The organism is Acidobacteriota bacterium (assembly GCA_009861545.1).
Lineage (GTDB): Bacteria > Acidobacteriota > Vicinamibacteria > Vicinamibacterales > UBA8438 > WTFV01.
In genome coordinates, this window is record VXME01000135.1 from 33,058 (window position 1) to 57,303 (window position 24,246).

Annotated in this window: 14 protein-coding genes and 1 pseudogene; 7 read left to right on the forward strand and 8 right to left on the reverse strand. The window is 69.9% G+C overall.

The features are described from left to right. Window positions 1-409 precede the first annotated feature (409 nt). Complete coding sequence (locus tag F4X11_21195) at window positions 410-1,549, forward strand: hypothetical protein (protein ID MYN67510.1); 1,140 nt, start codon at window positions 410-412, stop codon at window positions 1,547-1,549. Between the two features lie 76 nt (window positions 1,550-1,625). On the opposite strand, the gene F4X11_21200 is transcribed toward F4X11_21195, so the two are convergent. Both F4X11_21200 and F4X11_21205 read right to left on the reverse strand, forming a co-directional pair. Further along, the gene (locus F4X11_21200; protein ID MYN67511.1) at window positions 1,626-3,743 is read right to left on the reverse strand and encodes a pyrroloquinoline quinone-dependent dehydrogenase; all 2,118 of its coding nucleotides are present in this window, start codon (window positions 3,741-3,743) and stop codon (window positions 1,626-1,628) included. A 122-nt stretch (window positions 3,744-3,865) separates the two neighbouring features. Further along, on the reverse strand, window positions 3,866-4,972 hold the full coding sequence (locus F4X11_21205) for a Fic family protein (GenBank protein ID MYN67512.1): 1,107 nt from the start codon (window positions 4,970-4,972) through the stop codon (window positions 3,866-3,868). Window positions 4,973-5,209: 237 nt separating this feature from the next. Between F4X11_21205 and F4X11_21210 the strand changes: the two genes are divergently transcribed. From F4X11_21210 to F4X11_21235, 6 genes are all read left to right on the forward strand, one after another. Continuing rightward, on the forward strand, window positions 5,210-7,759 hold the full coding sequence (locus F4X11_21210) for a DUF1592 domain-containing protein (protein ID MYN67513.1): 2,550 nt from the start codon (window positions 5,210-5,212) through the stop codon (window positions 7,757-7,759). Window positions 7,760-7,778: 19 nt separating this feature from the next. Further along, complete coding sequence (locus tag F4X11_21215) at window positions 7,779-9,116, forward strand: DUF1552 domain-containing protein (GenBank protein ID MYN67514.1); 1,338 nt, start codon at window positions 7,779-7,781, stop codon at window positions 9,114-9,116. A gap of 19 nt (window positions 9,117-9,135) precedes the next feature. Beyond that, complete coding sequence (locus F4X11_21220) at window positions 9,136-9,501, forward strand: hypothetical protein (protein MYN67515.1); 366 nt, start codon at window positions 9,136-9,138, stop codon at window positions 9,499-9,501. Window positions 9,502-9,627: 126 nt separating this feature from the next. Continuing rightward, a complete protein-coding gene (locus F4X11_21225; GenBank protein MYN67516.1) occupies window positions 9,628-11,346 on the forward strand; it encodes a hypothetical protein in 1,719 nt (572 codons plus the stop codon). 160 nt (window positions 11,347-11,506) lie between these two features. Next, window positions 11,507-12,091, forward strand: a complete 585-nt coding sequence (locus F4X11_21230) for a hypothetical protein (GenBank protein ID MYN67517.1) — start codon at window positions 11,507-11,509, stop codon at window positions 12,089-12,091. 214 nt (window positions 12,092-12,305) lie between these two features. Next, window positions 12,306-13,658, forward strand: coding sequence for a DUF3179 domain-containing protein (locus tag F4X11_21235; protein ID MYN67518.1), 1,353 nt, complete (start codon window positions 12,306-12,308; stop codon window positions 13,656-13,658). 6 nt (window positions 13,659-13,664) lie between these two features. On the opposite strand, the gene F4X11_21240 is transcribed toward F4X11_21235, so the two are convergent. The 6 genes and pseudogenes from F4X11_21240 to F4X11_21265 all read right to left on the reverse strand — a co-directional run bounded on the left by F4X11_21240 (window position 13,665) and on the right by F4X11_21265 (window position 24,238). Beyond that, window positions 13,665-14,843 (reverse strand): TonB-dependent receptor, encoded by a 1,179-nt coding sequence (locus F4X11_21240; protein MYN67519.1) that lies wholly within the window; start codon window positions 14,841-14,843, stop codon window positions 13,665-13,667. 55 nt (window positions 14,844-14,898) lie between these two features. After that, window positions 14,899-15,699: pseudogene (locus tag F4X11_21245) on the reverse strand (TonB-dependent receptor plug domain-containing protein). Window positions 15,700-15,793: 94 nt separating this feature from the next. Continuing rightward, a complete protein-coding gene (locus F4X11_21250; GenBank protein ID MYN67520.1) occupies window positions 15,794-18,568 on the reverse strand; it encodes a TonB-dependent receptor in 2,775 nt (924 codons plus the stop codon). A gap of 33 nt (window positions 18,569-18,601) precedes the next feature. Continuing rightward, a complete protein-coding gene (locus F4X11_21255) occupies window positions 18,602-18,844 on the reverse strand; it encodes a hypothetical protein (protein ID MYN67521.1) in 243 nt (80 codons plus the stop codon). Between the two features lie 135 nt (window positions 18,845-18,979). Continuing rightward, window positions 18,980-21,850, reverse strand: coding sequence for a TonB-dependent receptor (locus F4X11_21260; protein MYN67522.1), 2,871 nt, complete (start codon window positions 21,848-21,850; stop codon window positions 18,980-18,982). 396 nt (window positions 21,851-22,246) lie between these two features. After that, window positions 22,247-24,238 carry a PQQ-binding-like beta-propeller repeat protein gene (locus F4X11_21265; GenBank protein ID MYN67523.1) on the reverse strand — a complete coding sequence of 664 codons (1,992 nt, stop codon included), beginning with the start codon at window positions 24,236-24,238 and terminating at the stop codon, window positions 22,247-22,249. Window positions 24,239-24,246 lie beyond the last annotated feature (8 nt).

Here is a 24,246-nt window from a genome sequence, read left to right on the forward strand (position 1 = left end):
GCAACTCTCTTGCCAGTGACCCGACGTGTCTCCACCTGATCGCCTACGCCCTCCGTTCCGGCCGAATCGCGACTTCTTGTCTTGAACCTGCCAATTCTGGCAGTTGACGAAGGGGGCCATCCGCGGCACTGCGAGCGCAGTCGTGGCCCCGGTCCAGCTACCCATTCCTTGCTTTCGCGAAAGCGTGCGTTTCGTCTTGAACCTGCCAATTCTGGCATCGACTGAAGAGGTGCATCTGCGGTACTCCTGCTACGGTCGGGTCGCTGTTCGGACGGGCCGAGCGACAGGGCAAGGGCAGGTATCGACATCTTCGATGCCGTTCGTCGCGGCGGTCCTGGCGCCCGTCGCTCTCAGGACTCTGTGCGTTGCCGGTCGGGATGCGCAGCGACTGAAGGCAGGGAGGCGCCACTTGGGCCAACAGGAGCTGTACGACCGTATCCTGCAGGAGCTGTACGACGCTGCTTTCGACGAGGCCGGTTGGCCGGAAACCGCCGCCCTCATCGACGCCGCGTGCGGCATCAAGGGGAACGCCCTCATACTTGTCGAGGGGCGCTCGCCGCGGGATTCGCAACTCCATTTCGCCCGGTTCTGCTATCGGGGACAACGCCGCGCGGACCTGGAGCGGCTCTATTTCAACGAATACTGGTCCCAGGACGAGCGCGCGCCGCGCTTGAGGAGCCTGCCCGACGGTTTGGTGATCCCTGCGAGGGATCTCTTCACCGAGACGGAGAGGAGGACGTCGGCGACCTACAACGAGGGGATGCGGCTCTCCGACACCCAGGACAGCCTCAACGTGCGTCTGAATGGGCCGGGTGGAACGCACATCGGGTGGGTGCTCGCCGATCCCGTCGATGCGAGCGGCTGGCGGTCGGAGCGCACTCGGATGGTCGAGCGGCTTCTTTCCCACGTGCGCCAGTTCATGCGCGTCCGGCATGCGCTGGTCGAGGCGGGGGCGCTCGGGAGGTCGCTCGCGGGGCTGCTCGACGCCACCGGGGCCGGCGTCATCCACCTCGACCGGAGGGGGCGGATCGCGGCCGCGAACGACCGCGCGGTCGAGCTTCTGCGGCAACGCGACGGGTTGATCGACGACGACGGGGTCCTGCGCGGCATCGAGCCGGCCGATGACGCCCATCTGCAACGGCTGTTGTCGCGCGCCCTGCCGCTCTTCGGCGGGCAGGGCGCCGGGGGCTCGATGACCGTCGGGAGGGTGTCCGTGTTACCGCGTCTGGTGCTGCACGTCAGCCCGGTGGGCGAGCAGGACCACCGCACGCGGCGCCTCGCCGCGCTGGTGCTGTTGGTCGACCCGGGACGTCCGCCTCGCATCGATCCGGTCCTCGTGGCCTCGGCGCTGGATCTGACGCAGGCGGAAACCTCGGTGGCGGTGATGCTGGCCACCGGATGCAGCCTCCGCGAGATTGCCGCGGCGACGCGCCGGAAGGAGAGTACCGTCCGTTGGTACCTGCGGCGGATCTTCGCCAAGCAGGGCGTTTCCCGCCAGGCGGACGTGGTGCGGCTGGTGCTGTCGGCGTCGGGCGTGCTGCCGCCGTAGCGCCGACAGCCCCCGGCATCGGCTGACCGCGATGTCCGGCGCCGCGTCGGACCCGGACGGTCAGCGTGCCCGTACCTCAGTCCGGCAGCGCGAAGGCGATGAGCCGCGGGCCGCCGCCCACGGTCAGCGCGATGTACTGCCGGCCGTCCAGAATGTAGGTCATCGGCGTGCCGATGGCCCCCGACGGCAGGTCCACCGACGCCAGCTCCGCGCCGTTGGCCTTGTCGTAGGCGACCAGCCGCGGGCCCCCGTTCGAGCCGCCGGCCGTGAGGCAGTAAATCAGGAGCGACTTCGTCAACAGCGGGCCGTTGATGGCGTTGTCCCCGCCGAGCGGGGGCAGGTTCAGGTCGCGCAGCAGCGGGTGGTTGCGGTAGCGGTCGCCGTTGCCGGTCGGCACCCACCAGGCGTGCTCGCCGGTGTTCAGGTCGATGGCGGTCATCCGCGAGTAGGGCGGCTTGACCAGCGGCAGCCCCTGCGGCATCTGTGGCTCGCGGCGAATGTTGCCGCTCCGGGCCAGCCGTTCCGCCTCCGGCGCGCCGTGGGTGTAGGTGACGGTGGCGCCGAGCGCCGGGTCGGGCTGGTAGAGCGAGACCACCGCGGTCCGGTTGCGCGACGGGACGTAGAGCATTCCGGTTTCGGGGTCGACCGCACCGCCGGACCAGCCCGCCGTGCCGCCCGGCGGCGGGCGCATGATGGTGCCGTACGTGACGCCCTCGATCGGCCGGTCCAGCGGCGTGAACAACGGTCCGAGCCGGAAGCCCTCGACCGCCTCGATAGCCATCTGCCGGATCTGAGGGGTGAAGTCGACGAGGTCGTCGATGGTCACGCCCTGGTAGTCGAACGGGGCCGGCTTCGTCGGGAAGGGCTGCGTGGGCGACGGCACCTCGCCCGGCATGTTCGTCTCCTGCGGCACCGGGCGTTCCTCGATCGGCCAGATCGGATCGCCGGTGACGCGGTCGAACACGTAGACGAAGCCCTGCTTGCTGACCTGCGCGATCGCCTTGATCGGGCGGCCGTCGACAGTCACGTCCACCAGGTTCGGATGGGTCGCGAAGTCGTAGTCCCACAGACCGTGGTGGACCGCCTGGAAGTGCCACTCGCGCTGCCCGGTCTCCACGTCGACGGCGATGAGCGTTTCCGAGAACAGGTTGTCGCCGAGCCGGTCGACGCCGTAGTAGTCGTTGGTCGTCGTTCCGGTCGGCAGGTAGACGTGGCCCAGCTCGTTGTCGCCGGCGAGCATCGACCAGACGTTGGCGTTGCCCGAGTAGCGCCACGACTCGTTCAGCCAGGTATCGACGCCGAACTCGTCGGCGCCGTTCGGCACGGTGTGGAAGTCCCAGGCGTGCTCGCCGGTGCGGACGTCCCAGGCGCGTACCCAGCCGGGCACCGCCTCCTTGGTGATGCGCCGGTCGGCGACGTGCGAGCCGTGGATCACCTTGTCGCGGACGACGATCGGCGGCGAGTGGATGCCGAACAGAATCGCGTTCAGGTAGTCCCGCTCCTCGCGTTCGAGCCGCGGCAGGCCGACCATCGCGTCGACCCGGCCGCCGCCGTCGGGGCCGAAGTCGGGGCACGGCTGCCCGGTCTTCGCGTCGACGCAGATGAGGTAGCCGTTGCCGGTGCCCCAGAAGATGCGCTCGTCCCCCTCGCCGTCGGTCCAGTAGGCGACGCCCCGCTGCGACCAGGGGTTGCTCATCGTGGGCGTCCCCTCCTCGTAGGCCTTCGGGTTGTAGACCCACAGCGTCTCGCCGGTCGCCGCGTCGACCGCCACGCCCTGCGACAGCGGCGTGTTGAAGTAGAGCACCCCGCCCACCATCAGCGGCGTCGCCTGCAGGCGCGACAGGATCGGCCGGTGTCCGGTGCGGTAGAGGTCGGGGGTGTCCTCGATCAGCGTGTCGACCACGGTGTCGAGCGGGGCCGTCCACTCGCCGCCGCCCGGCGTCGATCGGCTGATGAAGTGATCGACGGTGGTCCACTCCCAGGCGATCTCCAGGTCGGCGAAGTTGCTCGCGTCGATCTGGTCGAGCGGCGAGTACTTCGTGCCGCGCACGTCGCCCGCGTAGCTCATCCATTCGCCGTCGGAGGTGTCGTAGGTCTGCCACGGCCCGGCGTCGTCTTCCTGCTGGGCGTTGACCGGGGCGGACGCGCAGAGGAGAAACACGACCATCACGGTGAGCGAGAGCGACTGGCGCATGACGTGACCTCCGTAGGTGCTCTGGAACCGGAGCTTCGGATACGCTCGGCCCCCTGGGCAGCGTCGTCTGCGTCAGCACATCCGCCGCGCAGACTCCAAGGATTGCGTTGGTGCCGGCAATCCTACACCGGTTCCGGATCATCGGACCCCGGGGCGCCATCCGGGAGCCAGGCGGGCGCGTACCACGTGCCCCGGCCGGAGCCGTGTCGCGTCAGGCGGCCGTCCCGGGTCAACGTCCTCACGTGGTCCTTGACCGTGTTCCGGCTCGCGCCGGTTGCCGCCGCCGCGGCACGGATGGTCACGCGCCCGTGGTCGCGGGCAAGCTGCAGAATCCGGAGCGAGAGCTCGGCCAGGTCGCCGATGGTCTGGCGCTCGCGCTCGATCTTCGAGTGCAGGTGCCGCTTCTGCCGTTGCAGCGCCGTCAGAAAGTACGCAAGCCAGGGATCCCAGTCCGGCTCGGCGGTCCGCAACGTCTTCTGGGTGCGGCGCAGAGCCAGATAGTACGCGTCCCGGCTCCGTTCGATGACGCTTTCCAAAGAGCAGTAGGGGACGTAGGCGTACCCGGCGCGCAGCAGCAACAGGGTCGTCAGAATCCGCGACAGCCGGCCGTTTCCGTCCTGGAACGGATGGATGGCCAGGAAGGTGACGACGAAGACGGCGATGACCAGCAGCGGGTGCAGGTCGGCAGGGCGAGTCAGACCGGTCCGTGTCCACGTGAGCAGCTCGCCGGTCAGCCGAGGTGTATCGAAAGGCGCCGCGGTTTCGAAGACGACACCCAGTCGCGTTCCGCCGGGACCGAACGCCTCCACGTGGTTGGGGAGCGTCTTGTAGGCGCCGCGATGGCGCTCGTCCTTCTCGGAGTACTTCAGCAGGTCGCGGTGAAGCTGACGGACGTGGTTCTCGGTGAGGTCGAGCACCTCCCAGGCCGCGAAGACCGTGTTCATCGTGTCCGCGTAGCCCGCCACCTCCTGCTCGTCGCGTGTCGTGAACGACCCGACCTCGATGGCCGAGAGAAGCTGCTCGACTTCCGGGTCGCTGAGTCTCGCTCCCTCGATGCGGGTGGACGAGCCGACGCTCTCGATCGTTGCTACGTGCCGCAGGCGGGACAGCCGCTCGGGAGCAAGGCGCCCGATGGCGAGCCACGCGCCCTTGAATTCATCGATCTCGGCGATGAGCCCGAGAATCTCATGACTGACCCGCAACGACGACACGTCGGGCGGCCCATCCATTGCGCCATCCATTCTCATCCAATATGGAGGATGCCATGCGGCCCATCCATTTGTCCATCCGATTCCATCCGGTACAGGAGCTCCAACGAGAACGCCCGGCCGCGCCGCCACGTTCCGCCAGCGCGCAGGACAACACGCTCGCGATTCGCTGTTGCCCGGCCCTGCGCCGCGGGGTACGATGCGACCGGTGGGCATGTGTCTCGATTCCGGAGCGCCCGCAAGCCCAAGGAGCATCGCATGACGCGACCGGACGGCGGCACTCGGCGCGGGACCCTCGGGTTGTCGAGCGCCGCGATGATGATGGCCGGCGCCATCGTTCTGGCGGCCGGACCGGCGGTCGAGACGTCTTCCGCCAGGCTCGGGCCCGAACCGCACCCGGCGCGTCCGGCCGCGCAGGCGCCCGCCCCGGCCGCCGAGGCCGTGTCCGGCACGCCCCGCGCGGTCCTGGACCGCTACTGCATCACCTGCCACAACGATCGCCTGCGGACCGGCGGGTTGAGCCTGGACGCGGCCACCGTCGATGCCGCGGACCCGAGCCGCCACGCCGATGTCTTCGAAAGGGTGATCCAGAAGCTGCGGACCGGCGCGATGCCGCCGCCGGGGCGCCCGCGCCCGGACGAGGTGACCTACGACGCGGTGGCGAGCCGACTCGAGGGGGATATCGACCGCGCCGCCGCGGCGAGCCCCGACCCCGGCCGGACCAGCACCGTCCACCGGCTGAACCGGACCGAGTACCGCAACGCGATTCGCGACCTGCTCGCGCTGGATCTGGACGTGACGCCGCTGCTGCCGGGCGACGAGACTTCGGACACCGGCTTCGACAACAACGCCGACGTCCTCTCGATCTCCACCGCGCAGCTCGAGCGCTACCTCTCGGCGGCGCGCACCATCACGCGGCTGGCGACCGGGCTGCCGCCGACCGGCCCCGGATTCGAGACTTTCGACGTGCCGCTGCTGCTGCTCCAGGACGAGCGCCAGAGTGAGGACCTGCCGCTCGGCTCGCGGGGCGGGACGGCCGTTCCCTATCACTTTCCGGTCGACGGCGACTACTTGATCAAGATCGAGCTGCGGTCCAACTGGCAGGACTACATCCTCGGCATGGGCAGCGCCCACCTGCTCGACGTCCGGATCGACGGCGAGCTGGTCGAGCGGTTGACGGTCGGCGGCGAGGCCCCCGGCCGGCCCGCGCCGGTCACGTTCACCATCGCCGAGCGCGGCGACCCGGAATGGGAGGCGTACCTGCAGTCGGCGGACGAACGTCTCGAGGTGCGGGTGCCGGTGCAGGCCGGTCCGCGCACGGTGAGCGTATCGTTCGTGCGCAACGTCCGCGAGCCGGAGGGCATCCTGAAGCCGCGGCAGGCGGGCGAGGTCCTCTCGAACGACGAGGTCTACCACGGCAACGCCGCGGTCAGTGCGGTCGCCATCGGCGGTCCGTACCGCGTGACCGGGCCGGGCGACACGCCGAGCCGCAACGCCATCTTCACCTGCCGGCCCGAGACCGCGGCGTTCGAGGACGAGCGGTCGTGCGCCACCGAGATCGTCTCGCGGCTGGCGCGGCGCGCCTACCGCCGCCCGGTGACGGCGGTAGACGTCGACACGCTGCTCGGCTTCTTCGAGAGCGGACGCGAGGACGGCGGCAGCTTCGACGCCGGCATCCAGCTCGCGTTGGAGCGGATGTTGGTGGATCCGGATTTCCTCCTGCGCATCGAGCGTGATCCGAGCGGCGCGGCGCCCGGCGCGCCCTACCGCCTGAGCGACGTGGAGGTCGCCTCGCGGCTGTCGTTCTTCCTGTGGGGCAGCATCCCGGACGACGCCTTGCTCGATGCGGCGGAGCAGGGCACGTTGACCGATCCTGCGGTGCTGGAAGCGCAGGTCCGCCGCATGCTCGCCGATCCGCGCGCGCGGTCGCTCGTCGACGACTTCGCCATGCAGTGGCTGCACCTGCGCAATCTGGAGGACGTCACCGGCGACCCGGTGCCGTTTCCCGACTTCGACGACAACCTGGTCGAGGCGTTCCGGCAGGAGACGACGCTGTTTCTCGCCAGCACCCTGCGCGGGGACCGCAGCGTGCTCGACCTGCTCGACGCCGATTACACGTTCGTCAACGAGCGGCTCGCGCGGCACTACGGCATTCCGGGCATCTACGGGTCGCGCTTCCGGCGCGTCGGGCTGCCGGACCGCGAGCAGCGCGGCGGCCTGCTCGGCCACGGCGGCCTGCTGGCGCTGACCTCGTATCCGACCCGCACGTCGCCGGTGCTGCGCGGCAAGTGGTTGCTCGACACCATTCTCGGTGCGCCGCCGCCGTCGCCGCCGGCCGACGTGCCGGCGCTGCCGGAGCGGGGCGACGGGGGCCGCACCGCCACCGTGCGCGAGCGGCTGGAGCGCCACCGGCAGGCCCCGGCGTGCGCTACCTGTCACGCCTCCATCGATCCACCCGGCTTCGCGCTGGAGCAGTTCGACGGGTTGGGGGCTTGGCGCACGACGGACGAGTTCGGCAATCCCATCGACGCCACTGCGACCATGCCGAACGGCCGGACGGTGGCGGGGATGGCGGGCCTGCGCGGGCTGCTGCTGGAGCGGCCCGAGCGGTTCGCCGGCACGGTGACCGAGAAGCTCCTCTCCTACGCCCTCGGGCGCGGTCTGGAGCACGTCGACAGGCCGACCGTCCGCGCCGTCGTGCGGGACGCGGCGGCCGACGACTACCGCTGGTCGGCGCTCATCGCCGGCATCGTCAAGAGCCCGGCGTTCCTGATGCGGAACGCGGCGCCTGCGGACGGCGCAAACTAAGGACATCAAGGAAGCCATCATGACCATCAGCAGGAAATCACTGCCGCGCCGGACCGTTCTGCGGGGCCTCGGCGTGACGCTGGGCCTCCCGTTCCTCGATGCGATGTCTCCCGCGTTCACCGCGCTGGCGAAGACCGCGGCGAAGCCCATACACCGCTTCCAGGCCATCTACGTGCCCAACGGCATGGCGATGCAGTACTGGACGCCGGAGAAGGAGGGCCGCGACTTCGAGCTGACGCCGATCCTGGCCCCGTTCGAGCCGTTTCGCGACCAGCTTCTCGTCGTCTCCGGGCTCCGCGCCTCGTGGGCCTACGTGCACGCCGGCGCCTCGGCGTCGTTCCTCACCGGGACACCGCGCGGCGGGGTCAACGAGACCGACGTGCTCGCCAGCACCTCGATGGACCAGATCCTCGCGCGCGAGCTGGGCAAGACCACGCAGCTCGGATCGCTCGAGGTGTCGATGGACAAGTTCGCCAACGCCGGCCAGTGCACCGCCGGCCTGAGCTGCGCCTACACCCAGACCATCTCGTGGCGCACGCCGACCCAGCCGTTGCCGATGGAGAACAACCCGCGCGCGGTATTCGAGCGGCTGTTCGGCGACAGCGGCTCGGCCGACCCGGCGGTGCGGCGGGCGCGGCGGCGGCAGAAGCAGAGCATCCTCGACTCGGTGACCGACAAGCTGACCGACCTGAAGGTGGCGGTCGGCCCGCGCGACCGAGCGAAGCTCGACGAGTACACCGAGGCGGTCCGCGACGTCGAGCGCCGAATCCGGCTCGCCGAGCAGCAGCGCGACGTCGAGCCGTCGTTCACCGAGCAGCCGTCGGCGCCGCCGCGCGTCTTCGAGGAGCACCTGGGTCTGATGTTTGACCTGCAGTTCCTGGCGCTGCAGGCCGACCTGACGCGCGTGGTCACGTTCATGATGGGACGCGAGCAGAGCACCCGCTCGTATCCGCAGATCGGGGTGCCGGACGCGCACCATCCGCTTTCGCACCACGAGGACGATCCGGAGCGGATCGCCGTCATGTCGAAGATCAACGCGTACCACGCCAAGCTCACCGCGGACTACCTGGCGCGCCTGCGCGCGGCCGAGGACGCCGACGGGTCGCTGCTCGACAACATGACCATCCTATACGGCGCGGGCATCTCCAACAGCACCCGGCACCTGGGCGTCAACCTGCCGCTCGTTCTCCTCGGCGGCGGCGCCGGCAAGCTGAAGGGCGGCCGGCATCTCCGGTATCCGGGCGACACGTCCAACGCCGACCTGCTGATGACGCTGATGGACAAGCTCGACCTGCCGCTCGACCGGCTGGGCGACAGCACGACGAGGCTGCCGATCGACACGCTGTCGGAGGTGTGACGCAAGACAGAGGTGTGACATGAACAGACTGCTTCTGAGTCTGGGCGTGCTGGCGTGGCTGGGCCTGCCGTCGGCGGCGCCCGCCGCACAGACGTCGTACCGTGTTTTCGTGGCGCCGCTCGCCACCAACCAGATCAGCGACGGTCCGACCCGACACGAGTACGTCACGCTTTTCGATCAGCGCGACGAGTGCGCGGGGATCGTGCCGACCGCGCGAGAGGATCGCGCCGACTTCACGGTCTGGTTCGAGTATGAAGACGTCACGCACTCCATGCTGCTGTGGGATGCCGACGGCGACCTCGTGGGTGAGCGAGGTGGGGTTTTCCAGGGGCGCAACATCGTTGCGGACGTTTGCGACGCCATCCGGGAGCATGTAGCCGGGTAGATTCAGGCCGGCCACGTCCAGGGCGCCCGTCCGCGTCGACGTACCACGCCATCCGCTGCGGCGGTCCCATCTGGACGGCGTGGTTCAGGTGCCGGGGCACCACTTCGGCGTAGATCGGGTTGGCGATTGTTCGCCAGATCGTCGATGTGGGTGTCGCGGCGCAGGATCAGCCGCTCCTGCGCGTTCGAGACGTGCGGGCGGCCTCGAGACCGGTTTCTCGACCGGTTGCGCCGCAGGCGGCGCGCAGCGCGCAAGTGTTCTACACTGGCCTGGACTTCGATGCAGATGACGGGGGGCCGGATGATTGGTCGACGATTTGCGGTCTTGTCGGGGCTGGTCGTTGCGAGTCTGACGGGCGCATCGGCGGCGGAGCGGCCGCTGGCCGACGCGGCGCAGCGCGCCGACTGGGGCGTGGTGCGCGCGCTGGTCGACGAGGGTGTTGACGTCACCGCCCACCAGGGCGACGGCGCGACGGCGCTGCACTGGGCCGCCTATTGGGACGAGGTCGATCTGGCGGATCTGCTGATCCGCGCCGGCGCCGACGTGGACGCGGCGAACGATCTCGGCGTGACGCCGCTGTGGGCGGCGGCCGAGAACCGCAGCGCCGCCGTGGTGCGGCGGTTGCTGGACGCGGGTGCGAATCCCAACGCACCGCTCCTCTCCGGTGAGACCCCCTTGATGACGGCGGCCCGGGTCGGTGCGGCGGACGTGGCCCGTCAACTCCTCGAGGCCGGGGCCGACCCGGCGGCGACCGGCGGTCGCAACCAGACGGCGCTGATGTGGGCGGTGGCCCAGCGGCACCCGGACGTCGTCGCGGCGCTGCTCGACCACGGCGCGGCGGTCGATGCCCGGTCGGACGTCTGGACCGAGGTCGTCAAGACGACGCCCGAGCCGTGGAACCCGGAGTACGTCACTCAGATCCCGCAGGGCGGCTACACGCCGCTGCTGTTCGCCGCACGGGTGGGTGATCTCGCCTCGGCGAAGCTGCTCGTGGCGGCCGGCGCCGACGTGAACGACCAGCCGCCCTACGGCACGAGCGCGGCGGTCGTGGCAGCCCACAGCGGACACGGCGACGTCGCGGTTCTCCTGCTGGAGCAGGGCGCCGATCCGAACGCCGCCGACGCCGGCTACACGGCGCTCCACGCGGCCATCCTGCACAAGGACGCGAAGCTGTCGCGTGCGCTCCTCGACCACGGCGCGGATCCGCACGCCGGAGTGCGGCGCTCCACCCCGGTCCGGCGCGACGCGGTCGATTTCTACCTGCATCCGTCCTACGTCGGCGCCACGCCGTTCTGGCTGGCGGCGCGCTTCAACGCCCCGGACATCATGCGCCTGCTTCTCGAGCGCGGCGCCGATCCGCTGGTGGTGCACTACCCCAGGTACTGGCCCGGATCGCTGTCGATCCGGGACGAGCGCGTGCAGGTGGAGGAGGGCGCCACGACCGCGCTGATGGCCGCGGCCGGCCTGGGCGGCAGGGATCCGCTGTTCTCGGTGGACCGCCTCTCCCGCATCGCCGAGAGCGCACCGGTCCAGAGCACGCGCCGCGAGCCGGATCCGGCGCTGCGCGAGCGGATGATGCTGGAGGCGGTGACGATCGCCGTCGATCGGGAAATCGACGTCAACGTCGCCAACGCCGAGGGAAACACCGCGCTGCACGGCGCCGCGGGCCGGGGATACGACAGCGTCGTCGAGTACCTCGTCGCGCAGGGGGCGCGTCTCGACGTCAGGAACGCCGACGGGCGGACCCCGCTGGCCCTCGCCCAGCGCGGCCGGGTCCGCGGCCGCAACGCGGCGCCGCACCACAGCACCGTCGAGTTGCTCCGCCGCCTGGGCGCCGGCGAGTAGCAAGTGTTCGGCGCTTCCTCTATCGCGCCAGCCACGCCGAGACATCGGCGACTCCGGTCTGTCGTTTCGTCCGGGCGGACGATGGGCCTGCCCGCCGGTCTAGACTGACCCCAGCGAAGGCGATCCAGGTGCGCAGCCCGTGCATCCGAAGGAGAAGATCATGAGTGCAGCCATCGAACAGCTCGTCAGGCGCTACGAAGGCGGCGGAATGTCCCGTCGGGAGCTCGTGCTCGCCCTTTCCGCGCTGATGATGGCGCGCCCGGCGGGCGGCGCGGCGGCGCAGCAGGGCGCGGCTCCCGCGCCGATCCGCGTGCGCACCATGAATCACGTCACCCTCAGCGTCTCGGACGTGCAGCGGTCGGTGGAGTTCTACCAGCGGGTGCTCGGACTGCCGCTCGTCACCACGCAGGGAACCGAGCGCGACTGGGACGCGCCCGCGGTGCCGGTACTGGGCATCGGCGACGGCCCGCAGTTCATCGCGTTCTCGCAGGGGGACCGGCCGCACATCAACCACTACTGCCTCGGGATGGAGGGCTTCGACGCCGCCGAGATCGTCGCCCGGCTGGCCGAGCACGGCATCGAGGCGCGGGTGCGCATGCGCGCCGATTCCGATCCGCCGGCCGAAGAGCTGATATTTCCCGACCCGGACGGCATCCCCGTGCAGATCCAGGACGTGAGCTACTGCGGCGGTTCCGGCAAGCTCGGCGACCTGTGCGATCCGGACGACCGCCCGCGCGTGCGGTGAGGCGCCGATGGCCGAACCGCTGAAGGAGACGGACTTGAAGGAGCTGCTGCTCGCGGCCGATGCCCGGACCGATGCGCTGACGCCGCCCCGGCAGGTTCATCGTCGTAGGGTCCCGCCGGACCTCGAGTAACGACGGTCGCTGATGGGCGGAGGTTCCATGCGCGCCATGCACGACGTCCCACGACGTACCTTGGTTATCGGGTGCCTTGCCCTGATGTTCGCCGCCCCCGCCGCCGCCCAGCCGGCGGAACAGGAGCTGCACCCGGACATCCAGCTGTTCCTGGACGCCGGCGTGCCGGGCGGGCCGCGTTCCCGGGACGCGTTCGAGCAGCTCGGTGCGCAGTGGCGTGACGCCTACGCCGGCATCGTCTGGGACCTGGCGTGGCTGCTGCGCCCGCCCGGGCAGGGGTTCGTCCACTTCTTCACGCTCATCGGCTTCCTGCAGGAGCAGACCGGGCAGCGCTTCGGAGGCGATCTGGCGGGCTGGCAGCAGTGGATCTGGTCTCTGCCCTACGACCCGCATCCCGACCACGGCTACTTCAAGGGACAGTGGTACAGCCGGATCGACCCGCGCTTCGCGGAGTTCTTCCCGCGGGGGGTGGCGTCGCGCATCCGGCTCGACGAGATCGAGTGGGGCGGGGTGGGGGTGAACGGCATACCGCCGCTGGAGTACCCCGCGCGGCTCGACGCCGCCGACGCGGGCTACCTGGCGGACGAGCACATCGTCTTCGGCATCGCGGTCGGCGGCGAGGCGCGCGCCTACCCGAAGCGCATCCTGGCCTGGCACGAAATGGCCCTCGACCGGCTGGGCGGCGAGGAGCTGACCATCGTCTACTGCACGTTGTGCGGGACCGTGATCCCGTTCGGTAGCGTGGCGGACGGCCGGCACCTGACGTTCGGGACGAGCGGGCTCCTCTATCGGTCGAACAAGCTGATGTTCGATCGCGAGACGAAGAGCCTCTGGAACACGTTCGAGGGGGTCCCGGTGGTCGGCGAGCTGGTCGGGAGCGGCCTGCGACTGAGCCCGCGCGCGGTGGTGACGACCACCTGGGGCGAGTGGCGGCGCCGGCATCCGGAGACCACCGTGCTGTCGCTCGATACCGGCCACCGGCGCAACTATGCCGAGGGCGCCGCCTATCGGACCTACTTCGGCAGCGACGACCTGATGTTCGCGGTCTCGCGCCGCGACGCGCGCCTTCGGAACAAGGAGGAGGTGCTGGTCCTGCGTCTGCCGGATCCGGAACGCCCCGGCGAGCTGCTGCCGCTGGCCGTCACCGCGCGCTTCCTGTTGCGCAACCGTGTCTTCCACCACGAGTTCGCCGGCCGCAACTTGGTGATCGTCACCAGCGAGCAGGGGGCCAACCGGGTGTACGACGCGGGAGCCGTGCGCTTCGAGCGCCTCGACGACGGGCGTGCGGTAGACGCGGCCGGACGAGCCTGGCAGGTGTCCGAGGACGCGCTCGCGCGGGAGGACGACGCGGGCGTGCGTCTGGTCCGCGTCCCGGCCCAGCGCGCCTTCTGGTTCGGCTGGTACGCACAGTTTCCCGACACCGCGCTGGTCGACTGAAATCGATCAGCCGCCGGACGCCCAGCCGTAGTTGATCCGCACGTAGAAGAACGCGCCGTTGGCGCCGAACGGCGTCTGCACGCTGAAGCGGTTGCCCTTGGCGCGGGCAATCGGATTCTCTTCCGGGTCGTTGCCGAACGCGTTCTGGCCGCCGATGGTGAGGGTGGTCGACTCGCTGATCGCGTACGCGGCCTCGAGGTCGACCACCGCGTCGCCGTGGTAGACGTAGAGGTCCCGCGAGTCGAACCATTCGTCGTAGAGGTTGAACGCCCCCGCGTCGACCACCGCGCCGAGCGTGGTGCTGATCGACCGTTCCGGCTGCAGCGGCTCACCGCCGCGCAGCCCGGCAACTCGTGAGGTGGACGGGATGGTGCCGTTGTTGACCAGGTCCATCAGCTCGTGGTCGTACTCGGTCGAGACGTTGAAGGCGTTCTGCTGGCCCGGGGTCGGCGCCCGGAAGCCGCTGCTCGCGCTGGCTCGCAGCGCGGCGCCGGCGGCGAGGCGCAGGCGTCCGGAGAGCCTGCCGTTCGTGGTCGTGCCGAAGTCCTCGAAGTCCTCCAGGCGCAGCGCACCGCCCAACGACCACCCGTCGTCGCGGCCCCGCACCTCGATGTCGCCGTAGAGGGCCGTGTTGGCCCGGCTCCAGGCCCCCGCCGCGATCGGACTGAAACCGGGGAAGCCGTTCGAGCCGGCGCTGAAGCCCTGCGGCGCGTACGGGCCGATCTGCCACGACGGCTCGTCGCCCAGGCCGATCGTGAAGCGCTCGTCCCGCCACTCGGCGCCCCCGGCGAGGTGCACGCGATCGTTGACGGGAAAGCCGAGATCGACGTTGAGTCCGATCTCGTCCTGCCGGTAGAGGCCGGGATCGAACATCGTCGGCGTCGCCGGCCCGAGCGAGGCGTTGACCGTGTCGTAGATGAAGAAATCCGCTTCGCTGGAGCCGGCGCTCGCGCTTGCGTCCCACAGGATGTGCCCGGCGAGTTGGCCGCGCAGGCCGACGACCAGCGACGCGTCGAGGACGTCGCCGCCGAATTGCGGCGTGAAGCCGCCGGGGAAGCGCTCCTGGAACGAGAAGCAGTGCGGATCCGCGAACACCTGTGCGAGGGCGGTCTGGTCGGGCCTTCCTGCCGAGACCGGCACCGCCGGGGCAGCCGGCGGATCCGTCGAGGGTGCCGTCTCGTGCATCGAGCGCGTCGCCGATCAGCAGGCTCTGCCCCCGGTCGGCGCTGAACACCGCCGCCCGCGTGTTCGGATTGCGGAAGAAGAAACCGCTCTCCACCCGCCGGCTGGCGTAGTTGGCATGACCGTAGGCCTGCACGCCGCCGGCGAACAGGTGGCCGAAGTTGCCCCAGAGCTTGACGTTGTCGTCGATGGTGGGCGATCCCCAGATCTGGGCGGGGTCGGCCACGGCGTCGTTGCCCGCCGCGATCAGCAGCGCCGCGTCGTCCCGCTGCACGCTGCGGCTGGTCGGGGCGGTGTTGCCGTATTCCATGCTGAGGTTGGCGAAGCCGGTCTGCCCCAGCGGCAGCCCGACGTTGCCCGCCACGGTGTAGGCGCCGCCGTCGCCCGCGCCGTAGCCCCCGGTGTGCAGCTCGAGGCTGCCGCCGCTTCGATCGTCCTTGAGCTGGAAATTCAGCACCCCGGCGATGGCGTCCGAGCCGTACTGCGCCGCCGCGCCGTCCCGCAGTACCTCGATCTGCCGCAACGCGATGGACGGGATCGCGGAGATGTCCGGGCCCTGCGCCCCGTCGGATAAGCCGTTGCCGATCCAGGTGATGACCGCGCCCCGGTACCGGCGCTTGCCGTTGACCAGCACCAGCGTGTGGTTCGGCGCGAGGCCGCGCAGGTTGGCGGGGCGAATGATCCGGGCCGCGTCGCCCACCGGCTGCGGGTTGACGTTGAAGGAGGGGACCAGCGTCCGCAACTGATCCCCGACGTCCGTGCTGCCCTGGCTGACGACGTCCTCGTAGGGGATGGTGTCTATCGGGACCTGCGACTCGGTCACCGAGCGCGGCTGCGCCCGGCTGCCGACCACGACCACCCGCTACGGTGCGAGGCCGAGTCTCGCGATCATCCTGGTCGTTGCAGGCCGGTTCACGCTGCGTACTGCTCCGATCGCCTTCGGCCGGCGCGCGCTAGCCGCCCCAGCCGTAGTTGAGCCGGGCGTAGTAGTACCCGCCGCTCAGGCCCCACGGCGTGAACTGGCTGTAGGGGAGGCCGAAGATCTCGGCGAACAGGTCCATCCGATCCGAGAAGGTGTCGGCGATGTTCTGGCCGCCGACCGACAGCGTCACGCCCTCGCCGAGCGGGATGCTGAGGTCGAGGTCGACGATGGAGCGGCCGTTCAGAAGCGGCGAGTCCGGACCGCGCACGAAGCGCGCGTCGAAGTGGTCGACCCACGAGCCGTAGTAGCTGAGGCGGCCGAGCAGGCGGACCCGCGCGAGCTGCTGGTTGAGCGCGATGCTCCAGCGCGTCTTCGGCACGCCGCGCTCGAGGCCGAGCACCTCGCCGGGGCCGAGCAGGTCGGTCTCCTTCGTCACCGCGGTGTCGGTGTAGTTGAACGTGAAGTTCAGCACGGTGTCGCCCCCGAGATCCGGCGGCGTGTAAGTGGACACGATGTCCACGCCCTGGGTGCGGGTCTCGAAGTCGTTGATGAAGAACCGGAAGAAGGCCAGCGTGCCGGCCGAGGCAATGCCCTCCGACAGCAGCAGGGCGCGCTCGTCCTCGGTGAGCGTGAAGGTCTGCGACAGGGCGAGCCGGTCGGCGACGTCGACGCGGAAGTAGTCCGCGGTCAGCGTGAACGGCCCGTTGTCGGCTACCACGCCGGCCGTCGTGTTGACCGACGTCTCCGGCTCGAGCGGCACCCCGCCCCGCAGAGTGGCGGCCAGGAAGGTGGACGGCACGTTGGCGCTGTCGACGAGCTGCAGGGTCTCGGGGTCGATGGTCGTTTGCACGTTCAGCGTGTGCTGCTGGCCCGGCGTCGGTGCCCGGAACCCGGTGCTGACCCCGCCGCGCAGGGCGACATGGGGGGTCAGTGCGTAGCGGGCCGAGATCTTGCCGTTGGTGGTGGCGCCGAACAGGTCGAAGTGTTCCAGGCGCAGCGCGCCGCCGAAGGACCACCGGTCGTCTGGTTCCCGCAGCTCGAGGTCGCCGTAGACCGCGACGTTGCTGCGGTTCCAGGCCCCGGCGGTGTAGTCGGGGAAGCCGGGGAAGCCGTTGGAGCCGGAAACGAAGCCCTGCGCCGCATACGGACCCACCTCCCACGACGGCCGCCCGCCCGCCCCGATCGTGAACTTCTCGTCGCGCCACTCGGTGCCGGCCGCGAAGTTCACCATGTCGGAAGCGGCGTAGGAAACGTCGAAGTTGAGGTTGACCTCCTCCTGCTGGTAGAGGCCGGGGTCGAAGTCGCGCGGCGTGTCGAGGCCGAGTGAGGCGTTGACCGTGTTCTGGAAGAAGAAGTCCGATTCGTGCGAGCCGTAGCTGGCGCTGGCGTCCCAGGTCAGGCCGCTGTCGGCGATTCGCCGCAGCCCCGCCACCGCCGACAGGTCGGTGACCACGCCCCCGAACCGCGGGGTGAAGCCGCCCGGCGCGATCTCCCGAAACGAGAAGCAGTTGGGGTTGGCCGCCACCTGCGCGAGGGCCGCCTGGTCCGGCACGTTGTCGGTGACGCGCACGACGGGACAGTTGGCAGAGCCCATGCCCTGCGCGGCGAGCCGGTCGCCGATGAGCAGGGTCTCGCCGCCGTCGAGGCTGTAGATGTTGGCGCGATTGTTGGGGTTCCGGAAGTAGAACCCCTCGGTCACCCGCTTGCTGGCGTAGTTGGTGTGGCCGTAGAACTGCAGGCCGCTGCCCAGCAGGCTGCCGAAGTTGCCGAACAGCTTCAGGTCGTCCTCGATGGTCGGGTTGCCCCAGATCTGCGCCGGGTCGGCGACGTCGGTGTTGCCGGCGGCGATGAGCGCCGCCGCGTCGGCGCGCTGCACGCTGCGGTTGGTCGGATCGGCGTTGCCGTACTCCAGGCTGAGGTTGGCGAAGCCGTTGGCGCCGACCGGCAGCCCGACGTTGCCGGCCACGCTGTAGGCGTCGCCGTCGCCGGCCCGGTAGGTGCCGGTGTTCAGCTCGAAGCTGCCCCCCGTCGGGTTGTCCTTGAGCAGGAAGTTGAGCACCCCGGCGATGGCGTCCGAGCCGTACTGCGCCGAGGCGCCGTCGCGCAGCACCTCCACCTGCCGCAGGGCGATGGTCGGGATGGTCGAGATGTCCGGTCCCTGCGAGCCGTCGGTCACGCCGGCGAACCAGGCGATGACCGACGAGCGGTGGCGCCGCTTGCCGTTGACCAGCACCAGCGTGTGGTCGTGCGCGAGGTTGCGGATGCTGGCCGGCCGCACGAGGGTGGCCGCGTCGCTGATCGGATGCGTGGCGACGTTGAACGAGGGAACCAGGGTCCGCAACTGGTAGTCGAGCGTCGTGAGGCCCTGGCTGGCGACGTCCTGGAAGGGAATGGCGTCGATCGGCACCTGCGATTCGGTCACCGATCGCGGCTGCGCGCGGCTGCCGACCACGACCACGCGCTCCTCCAGCTCCACCGCCAGCTCGACGTCGAGAGTGACCGTGGCTCCGGCGCCGACCTCGACGGCGTCGCGCACGGTCTCTTGAAAGCCGGGCAGCGTGAACGTCACCGCGTAGGCGCCGGGCGGCAAGGGAATCGTGAACCGGCCGGCGCCGTCAGTGACGGCGGTTCCCGCCGGATTGCCGGCCGCGTCGCGCGCTTCCACGGTCACGCCGGGAAGAACGAAGCCCGTCGTGTCGGTGACCGTGCCGTGGACGGCGGCGTCCTGGGAGGAAGCCGCAATGGGCACCGAGAACACGCCCAGGATCAGACAGATCCACTCAATCCTGCGGTTCCGTCGGTGCATCAAGGCCCTTTCCCATGCAGCCGAAATTCGTGTCTACACTATCATTACATCGGCGTTTTCGCTAGTGGCTGCACGATTCCGCGACGCGAAGCAGGTCTGACCGTTGCCGAACACCGGGTTCCGGCGGGTGTTCGGCAGTCCCTGCTCGAGCGTCGCGGTGCGGAAGTCGTCGATGACAGAGCTCTGGAACCCGCCGCCGCGAGCCATCGCGACTGCGGACGTGGCCGGGACGACGCCCTGGTTGGCCAACTGCCCGCCGATGAACGCGGTGGTCACGTTGAACGCGTTCTGCTGGCCGGCTGTTCGGCTGACGGCATTCCGCGGTCCGAACTGCCGGAATGCCGTCTCCGATTCAGGGCTGCGGTCGAGGCCCGGACACCACGAACGTCGTCGTGGTGTCCGGGGGCCACCTCAGCCGCCCCACCCGAAGCTGACGCGGGTGTAGTAGTAGCCGCCGTTGAAGCCGAACGGCCCGAACTGGCCGTAGCGGTTGCCCACGCCGGCGACGGCGCCCGGATTCTGGTCCGGGTAGGTATTGAAGATGTTCTGCGCGCCGACCGACAGCGTGAAGTCGCTGAACGGGAATCCGACCTCCAGGTCGACCAGCGGCTTGCCGGAGTACAGCGGATACAGGTACGACATCGCGCCGCCCAACGCCGAGCGCGCGTCCTCCCGATCCCAGTAGGAGCCGTAGTAGTGCAGCCGGGCCATCAGGGTCCAGCGGTCGGCGGAGTGGTTCATGCCCATGTTCCAGCGCATCCGCGGCAGCCCCAGGGTCAGCGCCGCGATGCGGTCCTGGTCGATGTGCTCCGCGCCGAACTCGGTCACTTCCGTGTCCGTGAAGTTGAAGACGCCGCTGAAGGTCGTCCGGGCGCCGAGCGCCAGCGGGGTCCATGTGGCGACGAGGTCGAGTCCCTGGGTGCGGGTCGAGAAGTCGTTCACGAAGAAGCGGAACGCGGCCAGGTTGCCGGCTTCGGCAATCCCGCCGGCGAGCAGCGTCGCGACCTCTTCCGGCGACAGGCTGTAGTTCCGCGTGATGGTGAGCCGGTCGGACACGTTGATCCGGAAGTAGTCGGCGGTGAACGTGAACGGACCGGTGTCGACGACCGTCCCGAGCGAGTAGTTGATCGACTGTTCCGGCTGCAGGGGCACGCCGCCCCGCAACGCCGCGACCGGCGAGGTGGACGGAATGGTGCCGTTGTTGATCAGGTCGCCCAGTTCGTAGTCGAACTCGGTCGTCACGTTCAGGACGTTCTGCTGGCCGGGGGTCGGGGCGCGGAACCCGCTGCTGACCGCGGCGCGCGCCGCGAAGATGTCGGTGAAGCCGTAGCGACCCGACAGCTTGCTGTTCATCGTGGTGCCGAAGCTGTCGTAGAAGTCCTCGATGCGGACGGCGGCGCCGAGGTTCCACTCGTTGTCGACGCCGTGAATCTCGATGTCGCCGTACCCCGCAACGTTGGCCCGGTCCCACGTGCCGGCGTTCTCGGGCCGCGTGCCGTTGTAGCCGTTGGAGGCGGAGCTGAAGCCCTGGGCGCCGAACGGGCCGATCGCCCACGACGCCGGGTCGCCTTCGCCCAGGTGGTACTGCTCGTTCCGCCACTCGAGGCCCCCGGCGACGTTGATCATGTCGCTCGCCGCGTACGACATGTCCGCGTTGAGGCTGGTCTCGGTCTGCTGCAGCAGGTTCGGCTCGAACCGGGTCGGGCTCTCCGGGCCGAGAGACGCGTTGACCGTGTCGAAGATGAAGGTCTGCACGTGGTTGCGGCCCGTGCTGCCGCTGATGTCCCAGTTGACCCCGGCCAGCGTGGTCCCGCGCACGCCGGAGACCAGCGAGTAGTCGTAGACGTCGCCGCCGAACTGCGGCGTGAAGCCGCCCGGCAGACCGTTCTGCGCGCCCAGGAACGGTTGGTGGAACGTGAAGCAGTTGGGATCGTCGCGGACCGCCGCGAAGGCGACCGGATCCGGCGTGCCGTTGGTGACGTTCACGGTCGGGCAGTTGGCCGAGCCCATGCCCTGCGCCGCCAGCACGTCGCCGACCAGCAGCGTCTCGCCGCCGTCCTCCGAGTACACGTTCCCGCGGTTGTTGGGGTTGCGGAAATAGAACCCGCCGGTCACCACCTTGCTGGCGTAGCTCGTGTGGCCGTAGAACTCCGCCTGCTCGCCCCCGCTGCCGAAATTGGCGAACAACTTCAGGTCGTCCTCGACCAGCGGCACGCCCCAGACGCGCGACGTGTCGCGCACGTTGGTGTTGCCGCCGTTGATCACCGCCATCGTACCGCCGTCCTGCACCGCGCGGTTGGTCGGCTGGACGCCGCCGTACTCCAGGCTGAGGTTCAGGAACCCTTCGGGGCCGAGCGGCAGACCTGCGTTGCCGGCGAACGTGTAGCTCGGCGCGCGGCCCCCGATGCCGTTGCACGAGCGGCCGACGGGGCCGCACGTCGCCGGGGTGCCGTCGTTCTGGTCGAAGTACTGGCCGCTGCGGAACTCCATGCTGCCCCCGGAGCGCGCGTTCTTCAACTCGAAATTGATGACGCCGGCGATGGCGTCGGAGCCATACTGCGCAGCCGCCCCGTCGCGCAACACCTCGACCTGCCGCAGGGCGATGGAGGGAATGGACGACAGGTCCGGTCCCTGCGCCCCGTCGGCGACGCCGTTGCCCAGCCAGGCGATGACCGCGGCGCGGTGGCGGCGCTTGCCGTTGACCAGGATCAGCGTGTGATCCGGCGCCATGTTGCGCAGGTTGGCCGGCCGCACGATGGTGGCGGCGTCGCTGATCGGCTGCGTGTTGACGTTGAACGACGGGACGACCGTCCGCAACTGGTTGGTGAGGTCCATGTCGCCCTGGCTGGTGAAGTCCTGGGCGGTGATGACGTCGATGGGCACCGGGGAGGCGGCGATCGACCGCGGTTCCGCGCGCGTGCCTACGACCGCCACCGTTTCCTGCAGCAGAATGTCCATCACGACGTCGACGCTGGCGGTGACGCCGGCGCCCACTTCCACGACCTGGGCGGGCGCGTCGAAGCCGGGGAGGGTGAAGATCACCTCATAGGTCCCCGGCGCCAGCCCGCTGAACGTGAACTGGCCGGCGCCGTCGGTGAAGGTGATCTCGCCGACCCCCGCCGCGTCCCGCGCTTCCACGGTGACCCCGGGCAGGACGAAACCCGTCGCGTCCGTGACCGTGCCGCTGATCGTTCCCGAGTCCTGGGCGCCCGCAAGGCCGGGCGCGAGAAGGGTGGCGGCGAGAGCCAGCCCGATCATGGGTCTCTTCATGCCAAGTTTCATTTTGCTTCCTACCTCCTGAGTGGCCCCGGTGGGAATACGGCCGGATTGATTCCACCCCTCGGCAACTCCCAGTGACAGGTGGACGACGTGCGAGAACGGTTCCCCGCCCCACGGGGCAGGCCAAGCGCTTCACCCAGCAAGCGAGTATAACGTGCCAGCACGATTTCGCCAAGGGGATTTTGCGCCACAAGGCATTGTACCCCAATAAAGTGGGCACGGAAAACCATGGCTACAACATGTAGTGCTCGATGGAGCCCGTAATCTCTTCCCACGGCACCATCCCCGGCCAACCCGCTGGCCGGACGCCAGCGGGTTCGGCCGCATCGGCAGCAGCCACATGGGCCGACCCGCTGCGCCGACGCCTGGACGGCCGCATGGCTTGAAGCCGGGTGCCGACTACCTGTCCGGCAGCGCGAACACCACCAGTCGCTCGTTCCCGCGCGGCTCGCCGGTAGCCGGCGCCGAGACGTTGGCCGCGACGTACTGCCGGCCGTCGTTTCCCGCGTAGGTGATCGGCACCGCCTCGACGTTGTAGTCGAACGCGGCGGACCACAGCTCCTCGCCGGTGCGCGAGTCGAACGCTCGGAAACGGCGGTCGACGGTGGCGCCGATGAACACGAGGCCGCCGGCGGTGACGATGGGGCCGCCGACGTTGCGGCTGCCGACGCGCCGCCTGCCTTCGGGCAGGAGCTCGTCGATGCCCAGCGGCACCTCCCACGCGATCTCGCCGGTGGCGGCCTCGACCGCGACCAGGCGGGCCCAGGGCGGCTTGAAGCAGGGGAGCGCGCCGAGCCGCTCGCCGTCGGCGTCGAAGATCGGGGCCTCGAACGGCGGACCGGCTTCGCGGACGAAGGCCACCTGGTCGTCGGTGTCCGAGGGGTACAGCTCGTTCTCCGTCATCCAGCCGCTGATCGGCTGGTCCTTCGAGTTGACGAAGATGTAGCCGAGCTCGGGATCGTAGGCGGTGCCGTTCCAGTTCACGCCGCCGCCGGTGCCCGGGAACACGAGCGACGGCGGGGTGCCCTCCTGCCGGTAGCGGATGGGCGTATAGGGCCCGTCGTTGTAGTAGCCGATCGTGTCCCACAACTCGCGGCAGGCGGCCGCGTGCTCGGGCGTGGTGTCGTCGGCGGTGACGACGTCGTCGGGACCGATGCTCACCCGCGACACCGCGGGCGGCGCGAGCGGAAACGGCTGGGTCGGCGAGTACTGCTCGCCGGGCACGTCGCCGGCGGGCACCGGCCGCTCCTCCACCCCGTGGACGGGCTCGCCGGTCACGCGGTTGAGGATGAACATCCAGCCCGACTTGCCGACCTGCGCGAGGGCGGGGATGACCTCGCCGTCGCGCTCGATGTCCATCAGGCCGGGCGACGGCGGCAGGTTGTAGTCCCACAGCTCACGGTGGATGTTCTGGAAGTACCACGCGAGCTCGCCGCTGCGGATGTCGATGGCGATGGTCGAGTTCGCGAAGAGGTTGTCGCCGGGGCGGTCGCCGCCGTAGAAGTTCGACCCCGGGCTGCTCACCGGCATGTAGACGAGGCCCCGCTCCTCGTCGACGGTGAGCGTGAACGCCCACACGTTGTTCCCGATGCGGTCGCGCCAGCTCTGGTTGCCCCAGGTCTCGCTGCCGAAGTCGCTCTCGGTGGGCAGGGTCGGGAATTCCCAGCGCAGGGCGCCGGTCGTCGCGTCGAGGGCCCGCGGCCAGGCCCGGGTCGGCTCCCCCCCGCCCCTGGGCTGGTTCAGATGGGGCGCGATGTGCCGCTGGCCGGGGCCGAAGGCGCTCGAGCCCAGGATCAGGGTGTCGTCGTAGACCACCGGCACCCCGGTGTAGGGGATGCGCACCGCGGCCTCGCCTCCGTCGCCGAACGCGGGATCGCGCTCGCCCGTCGCCGCGTTCAGGGCGATGACCTTCGACAGGCTGGTGAAGTAGATGCGGGCCTCGTGGGCGTCGGTGGCCGGCCCGTAGGCGACGCCGCGGAACGATGCGAGCCCTTCGCGCAGCTCGTGCCGCCAGATCTCCTCCCCGGTCTCCGGCCGCAGGGCCACCACCCGATTGCCCGACGCGAGGTACATCACGCCGTCGACCACGATCGGCGTCACCTGCTGGAAGAGCTCGGCCGGGCTCGGTCCCTCGATGAACCCGTCCTCGGGATGGAACCGGTACGACCAGACCTCCTCGAGCGACGCGACGTTCGACGTGTCGATCTCATCGAGGGGCGAATAGCGCGTTCCTGCGAGGTCCCGGTTGTAGGTTGGCCAGTCGGCGGCGGCGCTGCGCTCCTGGGCCGGGGCCGATGTCGACGCCAGCGCCATCGCGACCAGTGTCGCGGCCACCCGGAAGGTGCGGCGCGATCGTCCCGTGGAAGCGCGGATTCCGGTGCTGAATCGCATGGGGCTGA

Bases quoted from the DNA above. Each gene is read 5' to 3' on its own strand.
- F4X11_21200 (MYN67511.1), bottom strand. From the start codon at position 3,743: ATGCGCCAGTCGCTCTCGCTCACCGTGATGGTCGTGTTTCTCCTCTGC.
- F4X11_21205 (MYN67512.1), bottom strand. From the start codon at position 4,972: ATGGATGGGCCGCCCGACGTGTCGTCGTTGCGGGTCAGTCATGAGATT.
- F4X11_21210 (MYN67513.1), top strand. From the start codon at position 5,210: ATGACGCGACCGGACGGCGGCACTCGGCGCGGGACCCTCGGGTTGTCG.
- F4X11_21215 (MYN67514.1), top strand. From the start codon at position 7,779: ATGACCATCAGCAGGAAATCACTGCCGCGCCGGACCGTTCTGCGGGGC.
- F4X11_21220 (MYN67515.1), top strand. From the start codon at position 9,136: ATGAACAGACTGCTTCTGAGTCTGGGCGTGCTGGCGTGGCTGGGCCTG.
- F4X11_21230 (MYN67517.1), top strand. From the start codon at position 11,507: ATGAGTGCAGCCATCGAACAGCTCGTCAGGCGCTACGAAGGCGGCGGA.
- F4X11_21235 (MYN67518.1), top strand. From the start codon at position 12,306: ATGTTCGCCGCCCCCGCCGCCGCCCAGCCGGCGGAACAGGAGCTGCAC.
- F4X11_21240 (MYN67519.1), bottom strand. From the start codon at position 14,843: ATGCACGAGACGGCACCCTCGACGGATCCGCCGGCTGCCCCGGCGGTG.
- F4X11_21250 (MYN67520.1), bottom strand. From the start codon at position 18,568: ATGCACCGACGGAACCGCAGGATTGAGTGGATCTGTCTGATCCTGGGC.
- F4X11_21260 (MYN67522.1), bottom strand. From the start codon at position 21,850: ATGAAACTTGGCATGAAGAGACCCATGATCGGGCTGGCTCTCGCCGCC.
- F4X11_21265 (MYN67523.1), bottom strand. From the start codon at position 24,238: ATGCGATTCAGCACCGGAATCCGCGCTTCCACGGGACGATCGCGCCGC.